Raw genomic sequence first — 18379 nt, forward strand, 5'->3', positions numbered from 1 at the left:
CTCACCCGACGGTATGAAGTTCAGCCTGCCAGTCGCCCTCGGTGTACTGCTCGTGATCGTCGGCGTCGGTGTCGGCGGCCTCGCCGCAAGCGGCGTGATGGCCGTCGGAACGGTTATGATGATGGTCGCGCCGTCGATGCTCGTCTTCGGGCTGGTCGCTTTCGGTATCGGCGTCAAACACGGCGAGTTCCGGGCGGAGGGTTGAACGACTGCGACCGAAAGCCCGGCATATTTCACGCCGCGTCCCTGCAACTGAGGTATGGCTGACGACCACGGCGGGTTCGAGGGCGTCCGCGAGAACGTCGACGGCCACCCGATGGTGAACCTGCTGGCCTACGCGGCCACCTACCTGCCCCGTCTCGTTGTCGGTATCCTCTCGGCGTTCGTGACGCGGTTTGCCCGTCTGGTCCCGCCGATCATCGTCGCCGCCGCCATCGACCGGGTCGTTCTCTCCAGTGGCGACCCCGGTCTGTTGGCGACGGTCGGCCTTCTCCCGTCGGGTCAGATCACCTCGGAGGCCGCGAAAATCGACTTTCTCCGGCGACTCGTCGCCATCGCCGCCATCGCCTATCTCCTCCGATCGGCCACCCGGTTTATCTCGCGGTACCTTCTCCAGTCGACCGCCCAGAAGATCCAGCGTGACCTCCGGAACGACACCTACGACCATCTCCAGCATCTCTCGCTCGATTTTTTCACCGACCACCAGACCGGTGGCATGATGTCCATTCTCAACAGCGACATCAACCGATTGGAATCCTTTCTGAACACGGAGTTCCGCCAGCTGATCCGCGTGGTCGCCACCGTCGGCGGCATCGCGGCCGTGTTGTACTGGCACTCGCCGACCTTGGCGCTGATCGCACTCGCGCCCGTCCCGATCATCGGCGTCGCGAGCGGGTACTTTCTGACGTGGATCGAACCCCGGTATCGGTCGATCCGGCAGACCGTCTCGCGGCTCAACACCCGACTGGACAACAATCTCAGCGGCGCGCCGGTTATCAAGGCATTCGACCGCTACGACTTCGAGCGCCGGCGTGTCACCGACCAGAGCCAGCGCTACCACGACGAGAAGGTGGCCGCGTTGCGGATCAGGCGGGCCTTTTTCGCCGGTCTCCGCCTGCTCACCGGTGTCGTTTTCGTCGGCATCCTCTACGTTGCGGGGATGGACTTCATCACGAGCGCCGACGGCGAGACCGCCCTCCAGACCGGGACGTTTGCGCTCTTTTTCCTGTATCTCCGTCGGCTCTACTCCCCGATGCGCCGCGTCGGCAAGTCAGCGAACAAGTACCAACTCGCAAAGTCAAGCGCCGAACGCGTCTTCGGTCTGCTGGGTCGTGAGCCGACGATCACCGACCCTACTGACCCCTACGACCCCGAGACCGTAGAGGGGACGGTCACCTTCGACGAGACGACCTTCGCGTACGGCGACGAACCGCCCGTGGTTCGGAGCGTCGACCTCGATGTGCCCGCCGGCGCGACGGTCGGCCTCGCCGGCCGGACCGGCGCGGGCAAGTCCACACTACTGAAGCTTCTCCCGAGATTCTACGACGTCGACGCCGGTGCGGTGCGGGTCGACGGCGTCGACGTCCGGGAGTACCGCCTGCGCGCGCTCCGGGACGCCGTCGCGGTCGTGGAACAACAGCCGTATCTCTTCTCGGGGACCGTCGCCGAAAACGTCGCCTACGGTGACCGCGAGGTGTTGGACGGCGAGGAGGCTGGTGACCCCGACGCACGCGAACGGGTTCGTGGGGCCACGGCGGCGGCCGAAGCCCACGAGTTCGTGACCGACCTCCCCGACGGCTACGACACGCGGATCGGGGAACGCGGTATCAAACTCTCGGGCGGCCAGCGCCAACGCATCGCCATCGCCCGTGCCCTCCTGAACGACCCCGAGATCATCATCTTCGACGAGGCGACAAGCGACGTCGACACGGAAACCGAGGAACGCATTCAGGAAAGCATCGAACGTCTCGTCGAGGATCGCACCGCGTTCGTTATCGCCCACCGCCTCTCGACGATCAAGGACGCAGACCGGATCGTCGTGATGGACGACGGCGAGGTCGTCGAGCAGGGAACCCACGACGAGTTGCTGCGCGTGGATGGCGACTACGCCAACCTCTGGCACGCTCAGGCCGACGAGCGCCCGGTCAGTGCACTCGACGACTGATCGACGCTCTCGGCGTGACGACGGATTCACCACTTTGTAGACCCCGTCTCGCCACGACAGCGTCGGTTTTGAACTATCGAATCATCTTTTCGGTCACGGCCCGTAGCCGATACATATGCGTCTCGCATCCGCGTCCCCGGTCCTGATCGAGGCCGGTGATTCGCCCGGGGACGCGCCACATCTCGCGGGCCGGTTCGACGCCCGCCGTCTGCTCGTCCCGTTGCTGTCAGCCGGCGTGCCCGCGACGAGCGATCAGGTCCGCGTCGCGGCGTCGCTGGCCCGCGCGTCGGGCGCGACCCTCTATGCCGTTGATCCGACGACGGCCGTCGACCGATCGACGACGGTCCACGGGGCCGACCTCGCGACCGACGGCGAACGCGACCTACTCGACTGGGCGGTCGGAAACGACACCCCATCGGCGTCGCACACCGAAATGGGGCTTCTGTACACACACCGCCTCGCGAACGGGCTGTTGCGATCGGTCGACCGACACGACATCGATACCATCGTCCTGCCCGGCACGGTCGGGTCGGGGCTGCTCAACCGGGGACTCGCCGAGCGACTGGCGCTCCACGCCGACTGCGACGTCATCACCGTGAGCGGGGAGTGTGGCTACGAGCGGGTTCCCTCGATTCTTCTCGCCGTCGCGGGAGGACCCCACTCCGGCCTGGCGACGGACGTGGCAGGGCGTATCGCCGCCGACTGTGACGCGTGGGTCGACGTGTTCCACGTTGTCGACGAGGACGCGCCGCCCGACCGGCGTCGTCGGGCGGAAACACAGGTCGCGGCGGCCGCTCGGCGGATCGGGCGACCGGATTCGACTTCGACGCGGGTCGCCGAGGCCAAAATCGCCGCCGAGGCCATCATCACCCAGTCGGGGTACTACGGACTCACGGTCGTCGGCGCGCCGACCACGGGGCGTCTCCGACGGTTTCTCGCCGGGTCGACCAACCGGACCGTCCGGGATAACGCACGGAGCGTCGTGCTCTCGGTGCGGGCGGACTGACCGTCGCGCCCGCCCTCGCCACGCTTGATGGCAGCCTCCGGTCCCCCACCGGACGGAGCGTCCGAGGAGCCGTCACGACCGGGACCGTCGCTCTCGGTGTCGCCGTGGATGTCCGGCGTGTGGTCGCCGGCGGGACGGTGAGGTGGCCCGCGTCGCCGTATGCGACACCACGACACGGTGGCTCGTCACGCCGACGCCTCGCCCGGCGACGTATCACCCGGGAGTCACGCGGGGACCGACCGCGGGCGGCGGAACCGTTTTGTCGACGGCTTTCTTTTGACCGGTGACATGTCTGCTCCACGACCGACGGTGGTCGCGGTGGCCGCGCTGGTCCTCCTCGCGGGGTGTTCCGGCCTCGTTCCCGGTCCCGATTCGACGCCGGAGCCGACCGCGGAGCCGACGGCTACCCCGGCCCAGACGGCCACACCGACGCCGTCGTCGACCGACGCGAGCTACACCCAGACGCCACACACCGGCTGTCAGCCCGGTGCGATCGAGGCGGATGGCTCCTGTGAGCCCGTCACCTCGGACGGCAACGCCGACATCTTCGCCGCGGAGAACCTCTCGGCGATCACGACCGAGCGCACGACGATCAACGGCACGCCGGGCTATCTCGCCCGCCCGGCCGACAACGGCACCTACCCTGCCGTCGTCATGATCCACGAGTGGTGGGGACTCAACGAGAACATCGAACACATGGCCGAGGTGCTCGCCGGACAGGGGTACGTCGTCTTCGCGGTCGATCTCTACGACGGCGAAATCGCGCGAAACGCCTCGCGGGCGGCCGACCTCTCCGGGCAGGTTCGGGAGAACCCCGACGTCGCGGTGGCCGACATGAGTCGGGCGGTCGACGGCCTCCGCGACATGCCCTCCACCACCGACAAGGTCGCCAGCCTGGGGTGGTGTTTCGGCGGCGGCCAGAGCCTACAGTTGAGCCTCAGCGACGCCGATCTGAACGCGACGGTCATCTACTACGGCACGCTCGAAACGGACGAGTCGACGCTCCGGTCGATCGACGGCCCCGTTCTCGGCGTCTTCGGCTCCGAGGACGAGGTGGTCGGTATCGAGAACGTCCGCGAGTTCGACCGGACCCTCGATGACCTCGGCGTCGAACACGACGTGTACGTCTACGAGGGTGCGAGCCACGCCTTCGCCAACCCCAGCGGCGAGAGTTTCCGCCCCAACGCGACGCGGGACGCGTGGACCGAGACGCTCCGGTTCCTCGATGAGACCATGCGCGACGGAGCGGAAGCGGGGTAGCCGTCGCTCACTCCTCGGTCAGTTCGTGGATGGCCGCGTCCGCGGCGACCCGCTTGACGCTCTCGATGCCGCGTTCCGCCCCCTGTTTCGAGGTGTACCCCTCACCGCTGTCGGCGATGATATTGCCGTTCGAGGCGACGAGTCGCCACCGCCACTCGTCGGCGGCGTCGACGAACAGTTCGAAGCGTGCGCCCGACATACCATGCCTTTCGACGGAACGGGACAAGAAACCAGGGGCAGGCCGCGGCGGCCGCCGGCACGCCGGACCCACCAGCCGTCGGACTGAAACCCGTCGCCACGGTAGCTGACGTATGACCGACTCACACGACGACTACGTCGAACGCCTGCGCGCGAACCGGGCGGAGAAAGACCGCGTCTTCGCCGAGGAGCGGAGTTCGCCGCTCCCGCCGGAGGCACGCGACGACTTCGATGGGCTTGATTACTTCGACCCCGACCCCGACCACCGGGTCACCGCGACGGTCACCGTCCACGACGACCCGGACCCGGTCGAGATGGAGACGAGCGACGACCGGACGGTCCGGTATCTGCGTGTCGTCTCGCTCTCGTTCGACCTCGGCGGCCAAACCCACACCCTCGGTGGCTACCGGCAGGAGAACGCCTCGGGTGACGAGTTGTTTGTTCCCTTCCGTGATAAGACGACGGGACAGGCCACCTACCACGGCGGCCGGTATATGGAACTCGCCCCCAAGGATGACCTCTCGGACGGCGACGAGGTTCCTGTCGATTTTAACCTCGCGTACACGCCGTTCTGTGCGTTCAGCGACGCCTTTTCCTGTCCGCTACCCCCCGAGGAGAACTGGCTCGAGACAACGGTCCCGGCCGGCGAGCGGACGCCGGAGCTCTGAGGCACAGACCGTCCACAGTGGCAACGGCTACCTTTCTCCGGGTCATACACACGGTTATGCCAACAGTCCGGTTCCGCGACCGCACGATCGACTGCAGTCGAGGTGCGCTCCTCAGGACCGTTCTCCGCGACGCCGGCCTCACACCGCACAACGGCCTCGCCGACCGGCTGAACTGCGGCGGCCTCGGCACCTGTGGCACCTGCGCCGTCGGCGTCGAGGGTGCGACGAGCGATCCGACCGCCCGCGAGCGTCGCCGCCTCGACTTCCCGCCACACGACCCCGACGACGGGTTACGTCTCGCCTGCCAGACCCGGGTTCGGGGCGACCTCGACGTGACCAAACACGACGGATTCTGGGGACAACACGTCGACGAGGACGAGGGCGAGGACGAGGACGAGGACTGACCCCGCTACCCGACCAATCGGGTCGCCAGGTCGTCGGTGACGGCGACGGTCGTCGCGTCGCCGCCGATGTCGGCGGTGCGGGGCGCGGCGGCGTCGGCCAACTGCTCGGCGACGGCCGTCTCGATGGCCGTCGCGACGGCCGTCTCGCCGAGGTGGTCGAACATGAGCGCCCCCGAGAGAACGGTCGCAAGCGGGTTGGCGACCCCCTCGCCCATGATGTCGAAGGCGCTGCCGTGGACCGGTTCGAACATCGAGGGGGACGACCGATCCGGGTTGATGTTTGTCGACGGTGCGAGACCGAGGCTTCCCGAGATGATGCCGCCGAGGTCGGTGAGAACGTCGCCGAAAAGGTTGGAGGCGACGATAACGTCGAACTCGTCGGGACGACGGACGAGGTCCATGCTCGCGGCGTCGACGAGGAGGCGTTCGACCTCGACGCCGGGGTAGTCCTCGCTCACTTCGGCGACGATGTCGTCCCAAAACACCATGCCGTGGGCCTGTGCGTTCGACTTGGTGACGTTTGTCAGTTTCCCGTTGCGTTCGCTCGCTGCCTCGAAGGCGGGGCGGACGACCGCCTCGGTCGCCTCACGGGTGAACACCGACGCCTGCACCGCCACCTCGTTTTCGAAGCCGCGGTGTTCGCGGCCGCCCACGTCGGCGTACTCCCCTTCGGTGTTCTGTCGGTAAACGACGAAATCGATGTCGCCGCCCTCGTAGTTCCGGAGCGGACTTCGGACGCCCTCGAACAGATACGAGGGACGTTTACAGACGTGTTGGTTGAACCCCTTTGTGATCGGGAGGCGGAGGCCCCGGAGCGTGACGTGGTCGGGCACGTCGGGGTGGCCGACCGCGCCGAGGAACACGGCGTCGAACGACTCCAACCGGGCGAGACCGTCCTCGGGCATCATCGATCCTTCGTCGAGGTATCGCTCGCTCCCCCAGTCAAAGATCGTCGTCGACACGTCAACGCCGTGGGCGGCCGCCGTGTCGACCAACAGCGGTTCGACGGCGTCGACGACTTCGATACCGATCCCGTCGCCCGGAATCACCGCGATGTCGTAGGACATGGGCGTGCGTCGCCGGGCGTCTTGATAAATGGTCCGGGGACCGGCTCAGGGCCCGCCGGCCACGCCGTTGTTCGGTCCCAGTTCGAGTTTGGAGGCCGCGTCGTCGACGGTTTCTGCCCCTTTGTTAACCGCGACGATCCGAGCCGCGTTCGCCGGTTCCGTCCCGACCCGGGTGATGCGGTCGACAACCGTCGACTCGTCCGAACCGAAGGCGGCCAGTTTCGCCCGGAGGCCGCCGAAGCGAGCGATAACGCATCTCGTCGCCCACGCCCGCGTCGGTGTGGCCGGGCGCGATGAGAACGTCGTCGCCGAACGCGTCGAGATGCTCGGTGAGCGTCGTGTGAGGTCCGGGCCCCCGTTGTCGGATCGGCGTTTGCTTGTAACTCGGGGCTGGCAACGCTGTCGCAAAAGGGGCCGTCGCCGGTCGGGAGCGTGTCGCCGATCAGCAAGCCCGTCATCCCGGCGGTGTGGCCGGGGAGCGCCGCCGCCACGCTCGCGTCGCCCACGACAAGTGCGTCGCCGTCGCGGACCGTGAACGTGCCAACGACGCCGGGGGCGACCGCCGTCGACGACAGCACGGGCGTCGCGTCCATCGCCGCCGAGCGACGCGCCGACGTTCGATCGGTGGGTAGCGGCCGACCCCATCCCCGACCCGAAGCACGACCACCTCCGGGGGCTGGAGACGACGCCGGAGCGGTTCGCCGCGGGGCTTGTCGCACACCCACTCGTGAGCAGGGGGTCGCTGCTCCGGGTGGTGAGGGTCTTCGGCAACGAGGCCGACGAGACGGTCCGGGAACTCCAGGCTGACCCCGAAGCGCTTGTCTGCAATGGAGCCGATCTGCTGGACGACCGCTGTGCGGGCGAGACCGACCGGGAGCGCGCGGCCGTGGCTGCGGAGCGAACGGTCGAGACTGCCTACGAGGCGTACGAGCGCCGACTCGATGGTCCCTGGATCGAGACCAAGCCGATCTGTTGAGCGGCGATGCCCGCGACGGCCGCCGTTATCGGCTCACCTTACCCGGCCGCTTCGTAGACGCGGACGGCTTCTGACGTGACCGAAACGGTGTGGCCGTACAGCACGAACGTCGTACAGAGCTGCGATGTCGACGACCCGTCGTGGAGATTGTTGAGCGCGTCCATATCCAAAACCTCCTGGAACGCGTCGGCTTGTACCATCGTATCGACGCCGATGTGTTCGAACGCCTCGTCGAGGGCCTGTTCGAGCGTTTCGTCGCCGAACTCGTGTTCGGTGAGTGGGGTTCGGTTCGCAAGCTGTGTAATAACTGAGGACATGGCGGTTTGCTTGTCATGTTGTTGTCGAGGACGACTGACGTATCAATCCCTCGGTTCCCGGCCCCGCGTCGTTCGGACCCGCGGATTCACTCCTCCGATCGGAGTCGACCGATGATCTCGTCCGTGCGGTCGGTCGATCCGAGGTCGACGATGTCGTCGCCGACACTGATCGGGCCGGGATCGACGACATCCGCACAGATCCCGCCACGACCCTCGCCGAGGGCACGGGCCACACCCGCCTCCGCCGCGAGGTCCTCGACGTGTGCACAGGGTGGACGTGGCCGGGTGCCGGTCAGCGTCGCCCCGCCGACCCGAAACCGGTGGTCGAGCAACCCTTGGAGGTCGACACCCTCGGTGACGACGTTGCGCCGGTGTTGGCCAGCATCGAGCGACAGGTCGAGTTCCCGGTCGATGTACTCGATGTCCTCGCTTGCGATCAGCGTCACCTCGCAGACGTCGAAGGGCGTGTAGTGTCCCGTCCCCTCACAGTACCGGTCGCCGCGGAGCCCACCGTCGACGGCCTCGACACGGTCGACGGAGTGCATCGGTTCCGACCCCGCCTCAGCGACGAACATCTCCGTTACTCGCGCCATACTCCTGGTCGGTGCCCGGCGAGCATAACGGTTCGCACGGGTGTCGTCGCCCAACGAACAACACGTCGATGATCGACGGAATTATATGGAAACTCGTTAACAATGTACACGGTACTAGGGTATGAGTCTCTCGCACTTCGACGGTACGGCGGTGCCGAGCATCGCCACGACGATTCAGAACGCGGGTGTCGCGGGAGCGGGCGGAGCCGGATTCCCGACGCACGCGAAGTGGCAACGCCTCGATGATGTCGACCACCTGCTCGTCAACCACCAGGAGAGCGAGCCGATCTACTACATGGATCGGTGGCTGGGTCGGGAGCGCGCGGACGCGTTCGCCGCCCTTTTCGACGCGCTTCTGGAGTCGACCCTCGAAACGGTGGTCGTTACGCCGAAACTGAAACACCGCGACTGGACCGAACCGCTTGAGGCGGCGACGGACGCGACCGTCTACCGTCCAGAGGACCTCCCGATCGACGCCGACGACGAGTCGGGTGTGGTGTTTGCCTACACCGAGGACCGGTACAAGTACGGCATGGAGAGTGTTCTTCTGAACGCCGTGGCCGGGACGGTTCCGGCCGGCGACGACCTCCCGATGGATCTCGGTTGGATCGTCCAGAACACGGAGACGCTTTGGAACGTCTACCGGGCGATCGATCGCGGCGACCCGACGACCCGGACGTACGTCCACGTCGACGGCAACGTCTCCGAACACCGCTTTCTCGACGTTCCCGTGGGAACGACCGCCGCCGACCTCCTCGAGGCGGCCGGCCGGCCGATCGACTCCCTCTCGGACACCGAGGTGCTCTTGCACGGGGGACCGGGGTGGTGTTTCCGAACCGACGGCACCCCCGAGACGTTCCGGACGTCCAAGCGGACGAACGGTCTCCTCGTTCTCGACACGGAGACCGTGGCCGCCAACACCTACGGGGAGGGCCGCATCGACGTTCTCGACGCCCGCGACTGGACGGCGGGCGACCACGAGACCGACCCGACGCGCCTGACCCCCGACGCGGTCGGCGTTCCCCTCGTCGCCAACGAGGCGATCGGTCCCGTCGCCCCCGGGGACCCGGTCGTCTCGCCCGGCGAGGAGGTGGCCACAGACGAGATGATCGCGACGCCCGGCGACGGCATCAGCAACGCCCACCACGCCCCCATCGACGGAACGGTCACCGAGTTATGTGACGGTCGCGTCGACATTCGATCGGACGTCTGCCCGGTCGACTAGGGATCAAGCGTCGCCACCGCCGTCGGCTCCGCCCGCATCCACGCCGTGGGGTTCGTCCGGTCACAGACCACGAGTGCCACGCCGTCCTCGTAGGCGGCGTAGCGGTCGAAGTCGATCGGTTCGGGGTCGGGCACCTCTCGGCCGAGCGGTTGATCCTGCATCCACCGGAATTCCGACCAGCGAACATTTCAGTCGACCGGTTCGTGCCGACCGACGTGACCCGCTCGCTCCCGTCCCGACCGGCACCGACGGTCGATTCGGTGTCGCCGACACTGCCGTCCGGTACCCCGATGGCCTCCGACACGACGCTGTCTTGTGGGTCGAGTTGCTATATCGATCGTGTCCAGCGAGTTCTCCGGCGACGTGATGGACGTCCTCGGTCAGTTGTTCGAGGCGGGGGCGGCGGCGCTCGACGACGGCGATCCGGACACCGCCAGACAGTGTCTCACGAGCGCCGAAACGGTGGCGACCAACAAGCTTCCCGACAGCGAGTTCCGGTCCCGCCTGCTCCACGGCTGTGACCGGGCGTTGGCGACGGTCGACGGCGACGGGGAGCGACCGGGACCGAATCCGGGAGCGGGGGCGGGGGATCGACCCACCGAGCGCACCGGCGACGATTCGCACGTTGCCGCCGAACACTGTCGGGTGATGGCCCGCCAGGTCGACGCACGCCGGTAGAGCGAGTCGGGCTTTTATTTCGACCCATCCCTACTACTCGATATGCGCCTTCACTGGCACCGAACCGATCTGCGACCGTCGGACAACCTGCCGCTCTCGACGGTCGATTCGGAACCCATCCTCCCGGTGTACGTGTTCGACCCACAGATTCTGGACCACGCTGCACCACCACGGATCGCGTTCATTCTCGACAGCCTCGAGACCCTCCGCGAATGGTACCGGGCCCGCGAGAGCGACCTACTCGTGGTCCGGGGCTCCGCCCCCGAGCAACTCGCCCGCCTCGCCGACGAGTACGACGCCGACGCGGCCTCGTGGGCACAGGCGTACTCCGGCCTCGGCCGGCGGCGCGACGAACGGGTCCAAGAACGCCTCGACGCGGCGGGCGTCGAGAGCCACGTCGTCCACGACCACCTCCACCACGAACCGGGGTCGATCACGACGAATAAGGGGGAGCCCTACTCCGTGTACAGTTACTTCTGGAAGAAGTGGCGCGACCGCGAGAAGCGCGGATCGGTACCGGCCCCGGGGGCGGACCGTCTCGTCTCGCCGGGTCGCGACACGCCGATCCCGACCCTCGACGACCTGGGGTTCGAGACGCCCGAGGCGACGGTCCCGGACGGCGGCTACGAGGAAGCGCGCCACCGCCTCAACGAGTTCTGCTCGGAGCCGATCTACCGGTACGAGGAGACACGCGACCGGCCGGCGGCCAACGCCACCTCCCGGCTCTCGCCGCATCTGGCTCACGGCACCGTTGGCGTCCGGACGCTCCACGACCGGGTGGTGCGTGCCCGTGAGGAGGCCCCGGACGACGAGGCCCGCGAGGCGGTCGAAACCTTCCGTAGCGAACTCGCGTGGCGGGAGTTCTACCACCACGTCCTTTATTTCAACCCCGAGGTAGTGACGGAGAACTACCGCGAGTACGAGAACGACATCGAGTGGCGGGACGACCCGGAGGAACTCCAGGCGTGGAAGGACGGCGAGACGGGCTACCCCATCGTCGACGCCGGGATGCGCCAACTCCGAGCGGAGGCGTACATGCACAACCGCGTGCGGATGATCGTCGCCTCCTTTCTGACGAAGGATCTCCTGCTCGACTGGCGGGAGGGGTACGACTGGTTCCGCCGGAAACTCGCCGACCACAACCCCGCCAACAACAACGGCGGCTGGCAGTGGGCGGCCTCGACCGGCACCGACGCCCAGCCCTACTTCCGGATTTTCAACCCGATGACACAGGGCGAGCGCCACGACCCGGACGCAGAGTACATCCGCGAGTACGTTCCCGAACTGCGGGGTGTCGATCCGGACCTGATCCACGACTGGCACAACCTGTCGCTAACACAGCGTAGCCGGGCGGCCCCCGACTATCCGGCTCCCATCGTCGACCACAGCGAGCGACGCGAGGCGGCGCTTGCCATGTTCGAACAGGCACGCGGCGAGGCCGACGACGGGTGAGTCGCCGGGGAAGCCCCACCGCCGGCTTCCCCGACCTTTTTATCATGTGAGGCGAGGGAACGCACGATGACAGACGACCAGCCTACCGTCCCGATCGTCTGCCCGGCGTGTGAGACGACCACCCGCGTTCCCCTCCCGTCGGTCGGCGACGCGGTCGAACGCCACAACGAGTCCGTTCACGACGGCGAGTCGGTCGCCGAGGTCGACCCCGCCGTCTCCGAACGCCTCGCCGACCTCGTGGCCGACGACATGGGTCTGCTCGAGGACGGCTGAGGCGAACACGTTCGGCGGACCCCTCGTTGCCGGACGGGCGCATGCCCCGAGGCGACGCCGGCCCCGAACCCATGCGACGGGCGGTCCCAACGGCGGGGACGGTCGTTCTCGGTTGTTTCACCGTCCCGATGGGTGTGCGGCGATGAGGCGACGACGGTGGGGGTGGCGACTCCACCGACGCCGCCGGTTTCGACGACCGGATGAAGCGTGGGGTGTCGACACACGACGACGTCGTCCTCGCGAAGGACAACGGCGTCACCCTCGCGGCCGACCCGGCGGCCGGTGTTCCGCCGGGGACCACCGTTGTCCGGAGATGGCCCGGGCAGGACACACGGCACAACGTCGTCGCCGGGGACGCCGACCCCGAGAGCGACCCCGTACCGGCGGAACGGCTCATCTCCGAGCATACCGCCGAGGAGCCGGGCACATACCGCTACGCCTGTACACCCCACCGACCGCTGTGGACGAGAGGCGTCCGGTGACCGCGAGAACGGCCGCGGTCCTCGCGGTCCCGAGCCGCGTTCTTTTACCGTCTACACCGACAACAACAGCTATGAGCGACACACGACCGCGTGAACGGATCACGGTCTACTCCGACTACGTCTGCCCCTTCTGTTATCTGGGCCGGCAGTCGTTGTCGGTGTATCAGACCGACCGCGACGACCCGCTGGAGATCGACTGGCGGCCCTTCGACCTCCGCGCCGGCAGGCGTGGTCCCGACGGTGAGATCGACCCCGATGCCGACGACGGCAAAGACGAGGACTACTACCAGCAGGCCCGCGAGAACGTCCGCCGACTCGCCAACGAGTACGACGTCGACATGGCACAGGAGATCGCCACCGACGTGGACTCCCGGCCCGCCCAGATCGCCTCCTACCACGTCAGCGAGACCGAACCCTACGAGACGTGGCTGGCGTTCGACGAGGCCGTCTTCGAGGCGTTGTGGCTCGACGGGCGCGACATCGGCGACCGTGACGTTCTGGTCGACTGTGCGACCGACGCAGGGCTAACCGCGTCGGTCGTCGACGACGCGCTCTCGGACACCGACCTCGACACACGGCTCGACCGACTGTTCGAGGAGGCCAACGCCGAGGGGATCACCGGCGTCCCGACGTTCGCGTACGACGGCCACGCCGCCCGAGGAGCCGTCCCGCCCGCCCAACTGGCGCGGCTGGTTGACGGGACCTGATCTCGGTCCCACAACCTCTTGTCGGTCGCCGTGTTATACGGAACGATGGACGATTCACTCGCAAGCAGACGGCAGTTTTTAGGATTGAGTGGCGTGGCGGTGACCGCTGGACTTGCGGGCTGTAATTCGTCGCCACTGGCGGCCGACGGCGACACGGCGAGCGACGCTGGCTCGTACACCCAGATTTACCGCGACGCCATCGACTCGGTGTTGTTGATCCGGACCGACGAGGGAGGCGGAACCGGGTGGGTGTACGAGGGCGGCCACGTCGTCACGAACGCCCACGTCGTCGGCGAGGCAACATCGGTCGACCTCCGGACCGGCGACGGCCGCTGGCTGGACGGCGAGGTGATCGGCACCGACCCGAACAGCGATCTGGCGGTTATCGAGACGGACTCGCTCCCCGAGTCGGCGACACCGCTTTCTCTCGCCGAGGAACCGACGACCGTCGGTCAGGAGGTAATCGCCATCGGCAACCCATTCGACCTCGATGGCTCGGTGACGACGGGTATCGTCAGCGGCACCGACCGCTCCGTTCCCGCACCGACCGGCTACCGGATTCCCGACGCCATCCAGACCGACGCGGCGGTCAATCCGGGCAACAGCGGCGGACCGCTGATGTCGCTTGACGGCCGCGTGGTCGCCGTTATCAACTCGGGGGGCGGCGACAACATCGCGTTCGGTATCTCCGCGGCCCTCGCCCGGCGTGTTCTCCCCGCGCTCATCGAGACAGGGTCGTTCGACCACTCCTTCCTCGGGGCGTCGCTGACCCCCATCACCCCGGACCTCGCCGAAGCGAACGACCTCGACGAACCGCGTGGACTGCTCGTCGTCGAGGTCATTCCCGACGGCCCGGCGGTGGACGTGTTGCAGCCAAGCGGCGAGAGCGTGATGGTCGACGGCGAGGCCGTTCCCGGCGGCGGCGACGTCGTGTTGTCCATCGGCGAAACGACAACCGATACTACCGAGGCGCTTGGCAGCCACCTCGCCCTAGAGACGAGCCCCGGCGACACCGTCTCGCTCACCATCCTGCGCGACGGAGACGAGCGGACCGTCGAGATGGAACTCGGGTCGCGCCCGGACCGGCCGGACCGGCCGGACCTGCCCTCGTGACCACGCGTTTTCGCCGCTGATAATCGGGGCGGACCACTGATAGGCCACCCCGCCCTCGACTCCGACCGAGGACGGCCCACATGGAGTACCGCGCGGTCGTTGTCGTCTCGTTGCTCGTCGTGTTCGGAGCGGTGACGCCGGTGGCGCCCGCGACAGCCCAGTCCGAGTCCGGTGGCGATGGTTCCGCAGCCGCCTCCGTTTCCATCTCTGTCGACGGCACGCCGCTTGACAGCGGCGAGGCGTACCACACCCCGACAGACCCGTTGGTTCGGGTGACCGTGTCGGCCGATACACCCGTCTCGCTGGTCGAGGTTCGTGTCGATGGGACGACCAGACACAGTTTCGAGCCGTCGAGCGAGGCGGTCGACCGGAGCCTTCCCCTCGAGTTGACGACGGGCGAGCATCGGGTGACGGTCGTCGTCAGGGCCGACGGCACCACGACCCACGAGGCGACGATCACAAAGGACGACGCCGACCCGGTCGTCGCCTACGAGGACCCGATCGAGCCCGCACCACTCGATGACGAAATCCCGACCCTGACGGTTGAGGACTCGACGCTCACCGTCGCCGGCGAGATCAACGACTCGTCGTCCATCGAGTACGTCCGCATCGATCACGCCTACGAGTACGAACGTGGGGCGTCCCGCGACGGCGACGACGACGACGGGGACTTCGCATACAACGTCGATCAGGCCCCCTTCTCCCCCGAGGAACAGCTCCCGGTCAACACCGACGACGGCGACACCAACGACGACGGCGACGACGACGACGTGGAGGGGCGCGATCAGCACCTCCTCCCCTCGCCGGGCACCCGATTCAACGAGTCGCTGACCCTCGCGCTCGGCACCAACTACCTCCGGATCGTGGTCACTGACGCGGCCGGCAACACGGCGGCCACCCACCTTTCGGTCACCGTCAGCGACGACACGCGCCCGACGCTGAACGTGACCCACATCGAGTACGTGTCGCCGACGCGGCTACGCATCACCGGTCGTGTGACCGACGAGGTGGGGGTAAACGACGTCTGGCTACAGGAGACCCGGAACACGACCGACGAGACCAAGGACGGAGCCGACACGGAGCGGGCGAGTGACACCGACGACGACCCCGACGAGACTCAAAACGTCACCGTCCGCCATCGGCTGGTGTTCCCTCAGACGACGGCCCCCGACCGGAGCCGGCGGAACGTCAGTTTCGAAACCACGGTCTACCACCCACCGGGCGACGACACCGTCGTGGTCGGCGTGAACGACACCGCCCGAAACGACCGGGTCCGCAACTACTCGTTGTCGACGTTTCTCACGCCGACGATCAGCGTCGACGAGGGGCGGACCGGCTACGTCGACGGCGGCGATGTCGCGGTCGGTGGCCGCGTCGTCGACGGACAGATCGACGACGTCACCGTTGAGGCGGTTGCTCCGTCGACAGGCCGGATCGTCGACGCCCGGCCGGTTGACCTCGGGCAGGACGGAACCTTCCGAACGCGACTCGCCGGCGGCACGGACGCGACGCAGGTCCGGGTCCGGGTGCGCGACGTGAGCGGGGCCGAACACGTCGAGACAGTGACCGTCGACGAACCGGTCGACGATCCCACGCCCGTTTCCACCGCCCGGAGCGGGGACAACGGCGGTAGGGGTGACGGCACCGACGCCGATAAGACCGAGAGCGATCCCGCCGCGACGGTCCGAATCCCCGTGATCGGCATCACGTTCTCTGTCCCCGCCGTTGGCCTCCCTAGGCCGCTTGGCGCGTCTCTGTCGGTCCCACTCCCCCTCGTCGGACCGATCGACCTCCCCCTCGCAGCCGTCGGGGTTCTGCTTTTTGTGTTCGTTGTTGTCGTGGCTCGCGTCCGGTGAGCTACCGAGGGTAGCGGCACAGGCAAACAGCCAGCAGACCTGCCGCCAGTACCGAGCCACTCCCGGCCGCGAGACGGAGGGAGACACCCGATACAGCACCGACGGCAACACCACCGAAAAGGGCCAGTCCCATCGACGCGAGCAGGTAGTCGACCCCTCGCGGTCCCACGACCGTCGAACGAACGAACGAGTCGCCCATGGCTGCTAATTACATTTAATTAGGCCCATATACCTCTTTCGCTCCGACGGACCGGTGGGTGGACCGACACACACTTGCTCGCCTCGCCGGAATCGCGGTGTATGGTCGGATCCCGCACCGCGACGGCGGCCGTCGGGTTGGCCGCGAGCGTCGACGTAAGCGTCGCCGCTTGGTACTATCTCGACACGCTGATCGCGTTTCTCCTTTTACCGTTCGTCCCCATTCTGTTTTCCCGGGGCGACGACGACGCGCCGCGCCGGGACTGTCCGGTGTGTGGGTTCACCAGTCGCGACCCCTCGGTCGAGTACTGCCTACGCGATGGGACGCGTCTCGACCGGAGCAACGACCACGGATGCTGGGGACCGTAGTTTATTAATACGACTGGGCTAATTATGAGCCGATAGCCAGCCATGGGGGGCGCGAACGGCGATTCGCCGACCGGGGGAAGTACGGCGCAGCGGCCGACCGCGACGCTACGATTACTCCGGGGAGCCGCGGGTGGTGGAGACGAACTGTTGGAGGTGACGCCACGCGAGGCGAACGTTCTCGTCGTGTCGGTGTCGCGGTCGGTGGCCGACGTGGTACAGAACTGGCGGTCCACCGTCGGATCGCTTCCCGCCGCGTTCGCTCTCATCTCCTTTGCGGAACTCACCCGCTCGGCGGCGGACACGACGAACGGCCGGCCCGCCCGCCGGTCGCTCCCGGGGGGTGACATCACGTTGACGTCGATGGCCGACCCGGGCAACCTGCAACGTCTCGGGACGGCAGTGACACTGTATCTCGACGACTGGGCCGACTCCGACCGGGAGACTATCGTCTACATCGACGCGCTCTCTCCCCTGATCGAGGAAGCCGACACGGAGTCCGTGTTTCAGTTTCTTCACCCGTTGATCCGAAGCATCGAGCACTCCGAGGCCGCACTGATCGCGCGACTCGCTCCCGACGCGGTCGGAGAGCGGACACGGAACACGCTTTGGCCCCTGTTCGACCGCGTGGTCGATCACACCGACGACCCCACCGAGGTCGACCGCGACACCATCCACGACCTACTCGGGAACCCCCGTCGGCGGTTCGTTCTCCGGAGCCTGTTCGAGAACCCCGAACTCGGACTGGAGCGACTGACCGCCGGCCTCGCCCGTTGGGAGAACGACACGGACGAACCGACCACAACGGAGCGCGAACGGGCGTACACCGCCCTCGCATCGATCCACGTCCCGCGACTGGCCGAGGCAGGCGTTGCAACGTTCGACCGAGAGACAGAGCGGGTGCGTCTCGCCAGCGGTACGGCGAACATCGACCGACTCGAATGGTTACTGGAGTGGCCGTCCGAGGCGGAGTAGTTACGGATCGGGGTCGACCCGAACCTCGCCGCCCGCGTCGACGGCCACCCGACATCCCGCGAAGTCGAAGGTGACCGTCCCACCGTCCCGTGGCACGCCGTCGTGTCTCGGGCCGAAGAGCCGATTCAGCGCGTCCGGTCGGATCGCGTCGTTGAGGTTCACGTCGGTCGGTTCGGTTCCGGTCGCGTCGAGAACCGCGTGGACCACCGTAACGCTCAGTTCTTCGTTACCCGTCTCCCGGTGATCGGCGACGTACACGCCGCGGTCCGGATCGTACTCGGTATTTCGACCGCCGTCGGTCGAGGAGAACTCCGGCATGCTGAGACGACCGTCGTTATCGGACGATGCGGTGCCGGTCACAAAAGTGTGTGTCTACACCACACTGCACTCCGCTTCCGTTT

Annotated in this window: 24 protein-coding genes; 17 read left to right on the forward strand and 7 right to left on the reverse strand. The window is 67.2% G+C overall.

Going from position 1 to position 18379, the window contains the following annotated elements:
• Positions 1-13: 13 nt before the first annotated feature.
• From Q0925_RS05110 to Q0925_RS05125, 4 genes are all read left to right on the forward strand, one after another.
• A complete protein-coding gene (locus Q0925_RS05110) occupies positions 14-205 on the forward strand; it encodes a DUF7333 family protein (protein ID WP_299332468.1) in 192 nt (63 codons plus the stop codon).
• A gap of 54 nt (positions 206-259) precedes the next feature.
• Positions 260-2164 carry an ABC transporter ATP-binding protein gene (locus tag Q0925_RS05115; protein WP_299332470.1) on the forward strand — a complete coding sequence of 635 codons (1905 nt, stop codon included), beginning with the start codon at positions 260-262 and terminating at the stop codon, positions 2162-2164.
• Between the two features lie 115 nt (positions 2165-2279).
• Positions 2280-3170: a universal stress protein gene (locus Q0925_RS05120; protein WP_299332472.1), complete on the forward strand. Its 891-nt coding sequence runs from the start codon at positions 2280-2282 to the stop codon at positions 3168-3170.
• 288 nt (positions 3171-3458) lie between these two features.
• The gene (locus Q0925_RS05125; RefSeq protein ID WP_299332474.1) at positions 3459-4430 is read left to right on the forward strand and encodes a dienelactone hydrolase family protein; all 972 of its coding nucleotides are present in this window, start codon (positions 3459-3461) and stop codon (positions 4428-4430) included.
• A gap of 7 nt (positions 4431-4437) precedes the next feature.
• On the opposite strand, the gene Q0925_RS05130 is transcribed toward Q0925_RS05125, so the two are convergent.
• A complete protein-coding gene (locus tag Q0925_RS05130; protein ID WP_299332476.1) occupies positions 4438-4629 on the reverse strand; it encodes an HVO_2922 family protein in 192 nt (63 codons plus the stop codon).
• 112 nt (positions 4630-4741) lie between these two features.
• Here Q0925_RS05130 and Q0925_RS05135 point away from each other — a divergent pair, with 112 nt between their 5' ends.
• Together Q0925_RS05135 and Q0925_RS05140 are read left to right on the forward strand one after the other, a co-directional pair.
• Positions 4742-5296, forward strand: a complete 555-nt coding sequence (locus Q0925_RS05135) for a DUF1684 domain-containing protein (protein WP_299332478.1) — start codon at positions 4742-4744, stop codon at positions 5294-5296.
• Positions 5297-5352: 56 nt separating this feature from the next.
• Positions 5353-5700, forward strand: a complete 348-nt coding sequence (locus Q0925_RS05140) for a 2Fe-2S iron-sulfur cluster-binding protein (RefSeq protein WP_299332480.1) — start codon at positions 5353-5355, stop codon at positions 5698-5700.
• Positions 5701-5705: 5 nt separating this feature from the next.
• Here Q0925_RS05140 and Q0925_RS05145 read toward each other — a convergent pair whose 3' ends face one another.
• Positions 5706-6767, reverse strand: a complete 1062-nt coding sequence (locus Q0925_RS05145; RefSeq protein ID WP_299332481.1) for an isocitrate/isopropylmalate dehydrogenase family protein — start codon at positions 6765-6767, stop codon at positions 5706-5708.
• Positions 6768-7521: 754 nt separating this feature from the next.
• On the opposite strand from Q0925_RS05145, the gene Q0925_RS05150 reads away from it, so the two are divergent.
• A complete protein-coding gene (locus Q0925_RS05150; protein ID WP_299332482.1) occupies positions 7522-7743 on the forward strand; it encodes a hypothetical protein in 222 nt (73 codons plus the stop codon).
• Positions 7744-7781: 38 nt separating this feature from the next.
• On the opposite strand, the gene Q0925_RS05155 is transcribed toward Q0925_RS05150, so the two are convergent.
• Both Q0925_RS05155 and Q0925_RS05160 read right to left on the reverse strand, forming a co-directional pair.
• Positions 7782-8060, reverse strand: a complete 279-nt coding sequence (locus Q0925_RS05155) for a hypothetical protein (RefSeq protein ID WP_299332483.1) — start codon at positions 8058-8060, stop codon at positions 7782-7784.
• Between the two features lie 86 nt (positions 8061-8146).
• The gene (locus Q0925_RS05160; protein ID WP_299332484.1) at positions 8147-8653 is read right to left on the reverse strand and encodes an MOSC domain-containing protein; all 507 of its coding nucleotides are present in this window, start codon (positions 8651-8653) and stop codon (positions 8147-8149) included.
• A 121-nt stretch (positions 8654-8774) separates the two neighbouring features.
• Here Q0925_RS05160 and Q0925_RS05165 point away from each other — a divergent pair, with 121 nt between their 5' ends.
• Positions 8775-9878: an NADH dehydrogenase subunit gene (locus tag Q0925_RS05165; protein ID WP_299332485.1), complete on the forward strand. Its 1104-nt coding sequence runs from the start codon at positions 8775-8777 to the stop codon at positions 9876-9878.
• Here the strand turns inward: Q0925_RS05165 and Q0925_RS05170 are convergent.
• Positions 9875-10039, reverse strand: coding sequence for a DUF7331 family protein (locus Q0925_RS05170; protein ID WP_299332486.1), 165 nt, complete (start codon positions 10037-10039; stop codon positions 9875-9877). The two genes, Q0925_RS05165 and Q0925_RS05170, sit on opposite strands and share 4 nt — an antisense overlap.
• Positions 10040-10217: 178 nt before the next feature.
• On the opposite strand from Q0925_RS05170, the gene Q0925_RS05175 reads away from it, so the two are divergent.
• The 7 genes from Q0925_RS05175 (at position 10218) to Q0925_RS05205 (ending at position 16439) form a co-directional block, all read left to right on the forward strand.
• On the forward strand, positions 10218-10556 hold the full coding sequence (locus tag Q0925_RS05175; protein ID WP_299332488.1) for a hypothetical protein: 339 nt from the start codon (positions 10218-10220) through the stop codon (positions 10554-10556).
• A 42-nt stretch (positions 10557-10598) separates the two neighbouring features.
• A complete protein-coding gene (locus Q0925_RS05180) occupies positions 10599-12008 on the forward strand; it encodes a cryptochrome/photolyase family protein (RefSeq protein WP_299332490.1) in 1410 nt (469 codons plus the stop codon).
• Between the two features lie 66 nt (positions 12009-12074).
• Entirely contained in the window at positions 12075-12281 is a 207-nt protein-coding gene (locus Q0925_RS05185; protein WP_299332491.1) for a hypothetical protein, read from the forward strand.
• A 200-nt stretch (positions 12282-12481) separates the two neighbouring features.
• Entirely contained in the window at positions 12482-12763 is a 282-nt protein-coding gene (locus tag Q0925_RS05190; RefSeq protein WP_299332492.1) for a hypothetical protein, read from the forward strand.
• Between the two features lie 71 nt (positions 12764-12834).
• Positions 12835-13470: a DsbA family oxidoreductase gene (locus Q0925_RS05195; RefSeq protein WP_299332493.1), complete on the forward strand. Its 636-nt coding sequence runs from the start codon at positions 12835-12837 to the stop codon at positions 13468-13470.
• A gap of 45 nt (positions 13471-13515) precedes the next feature.
• Positions 13516-14583 carry a S1C family serine protease gene (locus tag Q0925_RS05200; protein WP_299332494.1) on the forward strand — a complete coding sequence of 356 codons (1068 nt, stop codon included), beginning with the start codon at positions 13516-13518 and terminating at the stop codon, positions 14581-14583.
• Between the two features lie 80 nt (positions 14584-14663).
• Positions 14664-16439, forward strand: a complete 1776-nt coding sequence (locus Q0925_RS05205) for a hypothetical protein (RefSeq protein WP_299332495.1) — start codon at positions 14664-14666, stop codon at positions 16437-16439.
• Position 16440: 1 nt separating this feature from the next.
• Here the strand turns inward: Q0925_RS05205 and Q0925_RS05210 are convergent, their stop codons facing one another.
• On the reverse strand, positions 16441-16638 hold the full coding sequence (locus tag Q0925_RS05210; protein ID WP_299332496.1) for a hypothetical protein: 198 nt from the start codon (positions 16636-16638) through the stop codon (positions 16441-16443).
• A gap of 101 nt (positions 16639-16739) precedes the next feature.
• Here Q0925_RS05210 and Q0925_RS05215 point away from each other — a divergent pair, with 101 nt between their 5' ends.
• Positions 16740-17006, forward strand: coding sequence for a hypothetical protein (locus tag Q0925_RS05215; RefSeq protein WP_299332498.1), 267 nt, complete (start codon positions 16740-16742; stop codon positions 17004-17006).
• 42 nt (positions 17007-17048) lie between these two features.
• A complete protein-coding gene (locus tag Q0925_RS05220; protein WP_299332499.1) occupies positions 17049-17978 on the forward strand; it encodes a DUF7504 family protein in 930 nt (309 codons plus the stop codon).
• Here the strand turns inward: Q0925_RS05220 and Q0925_RS05225 are convergent, their stop codons facing one another.
• Positions 17979-18296 (reverse strand): HalOD1 output domain-containing protein, encoded by a 318-nt coding sequence (locus Q0925_RS05225; protein ID WP_299332500.1) that lies wholly within the window; start codon positions 18294-18296, stop codon positions 17979-17981.
• Positions 18297-18379 lie beyond the last annotated feature (83 nt).

The sequence above is a fragment of the Haloplanus sp. genome (assembly GCF_028275055.1).
Lineage (GTDB): Archaea > Halobacteriota > Halobacteria > Halobacteriales > Haloferacaceae > Haloplanus.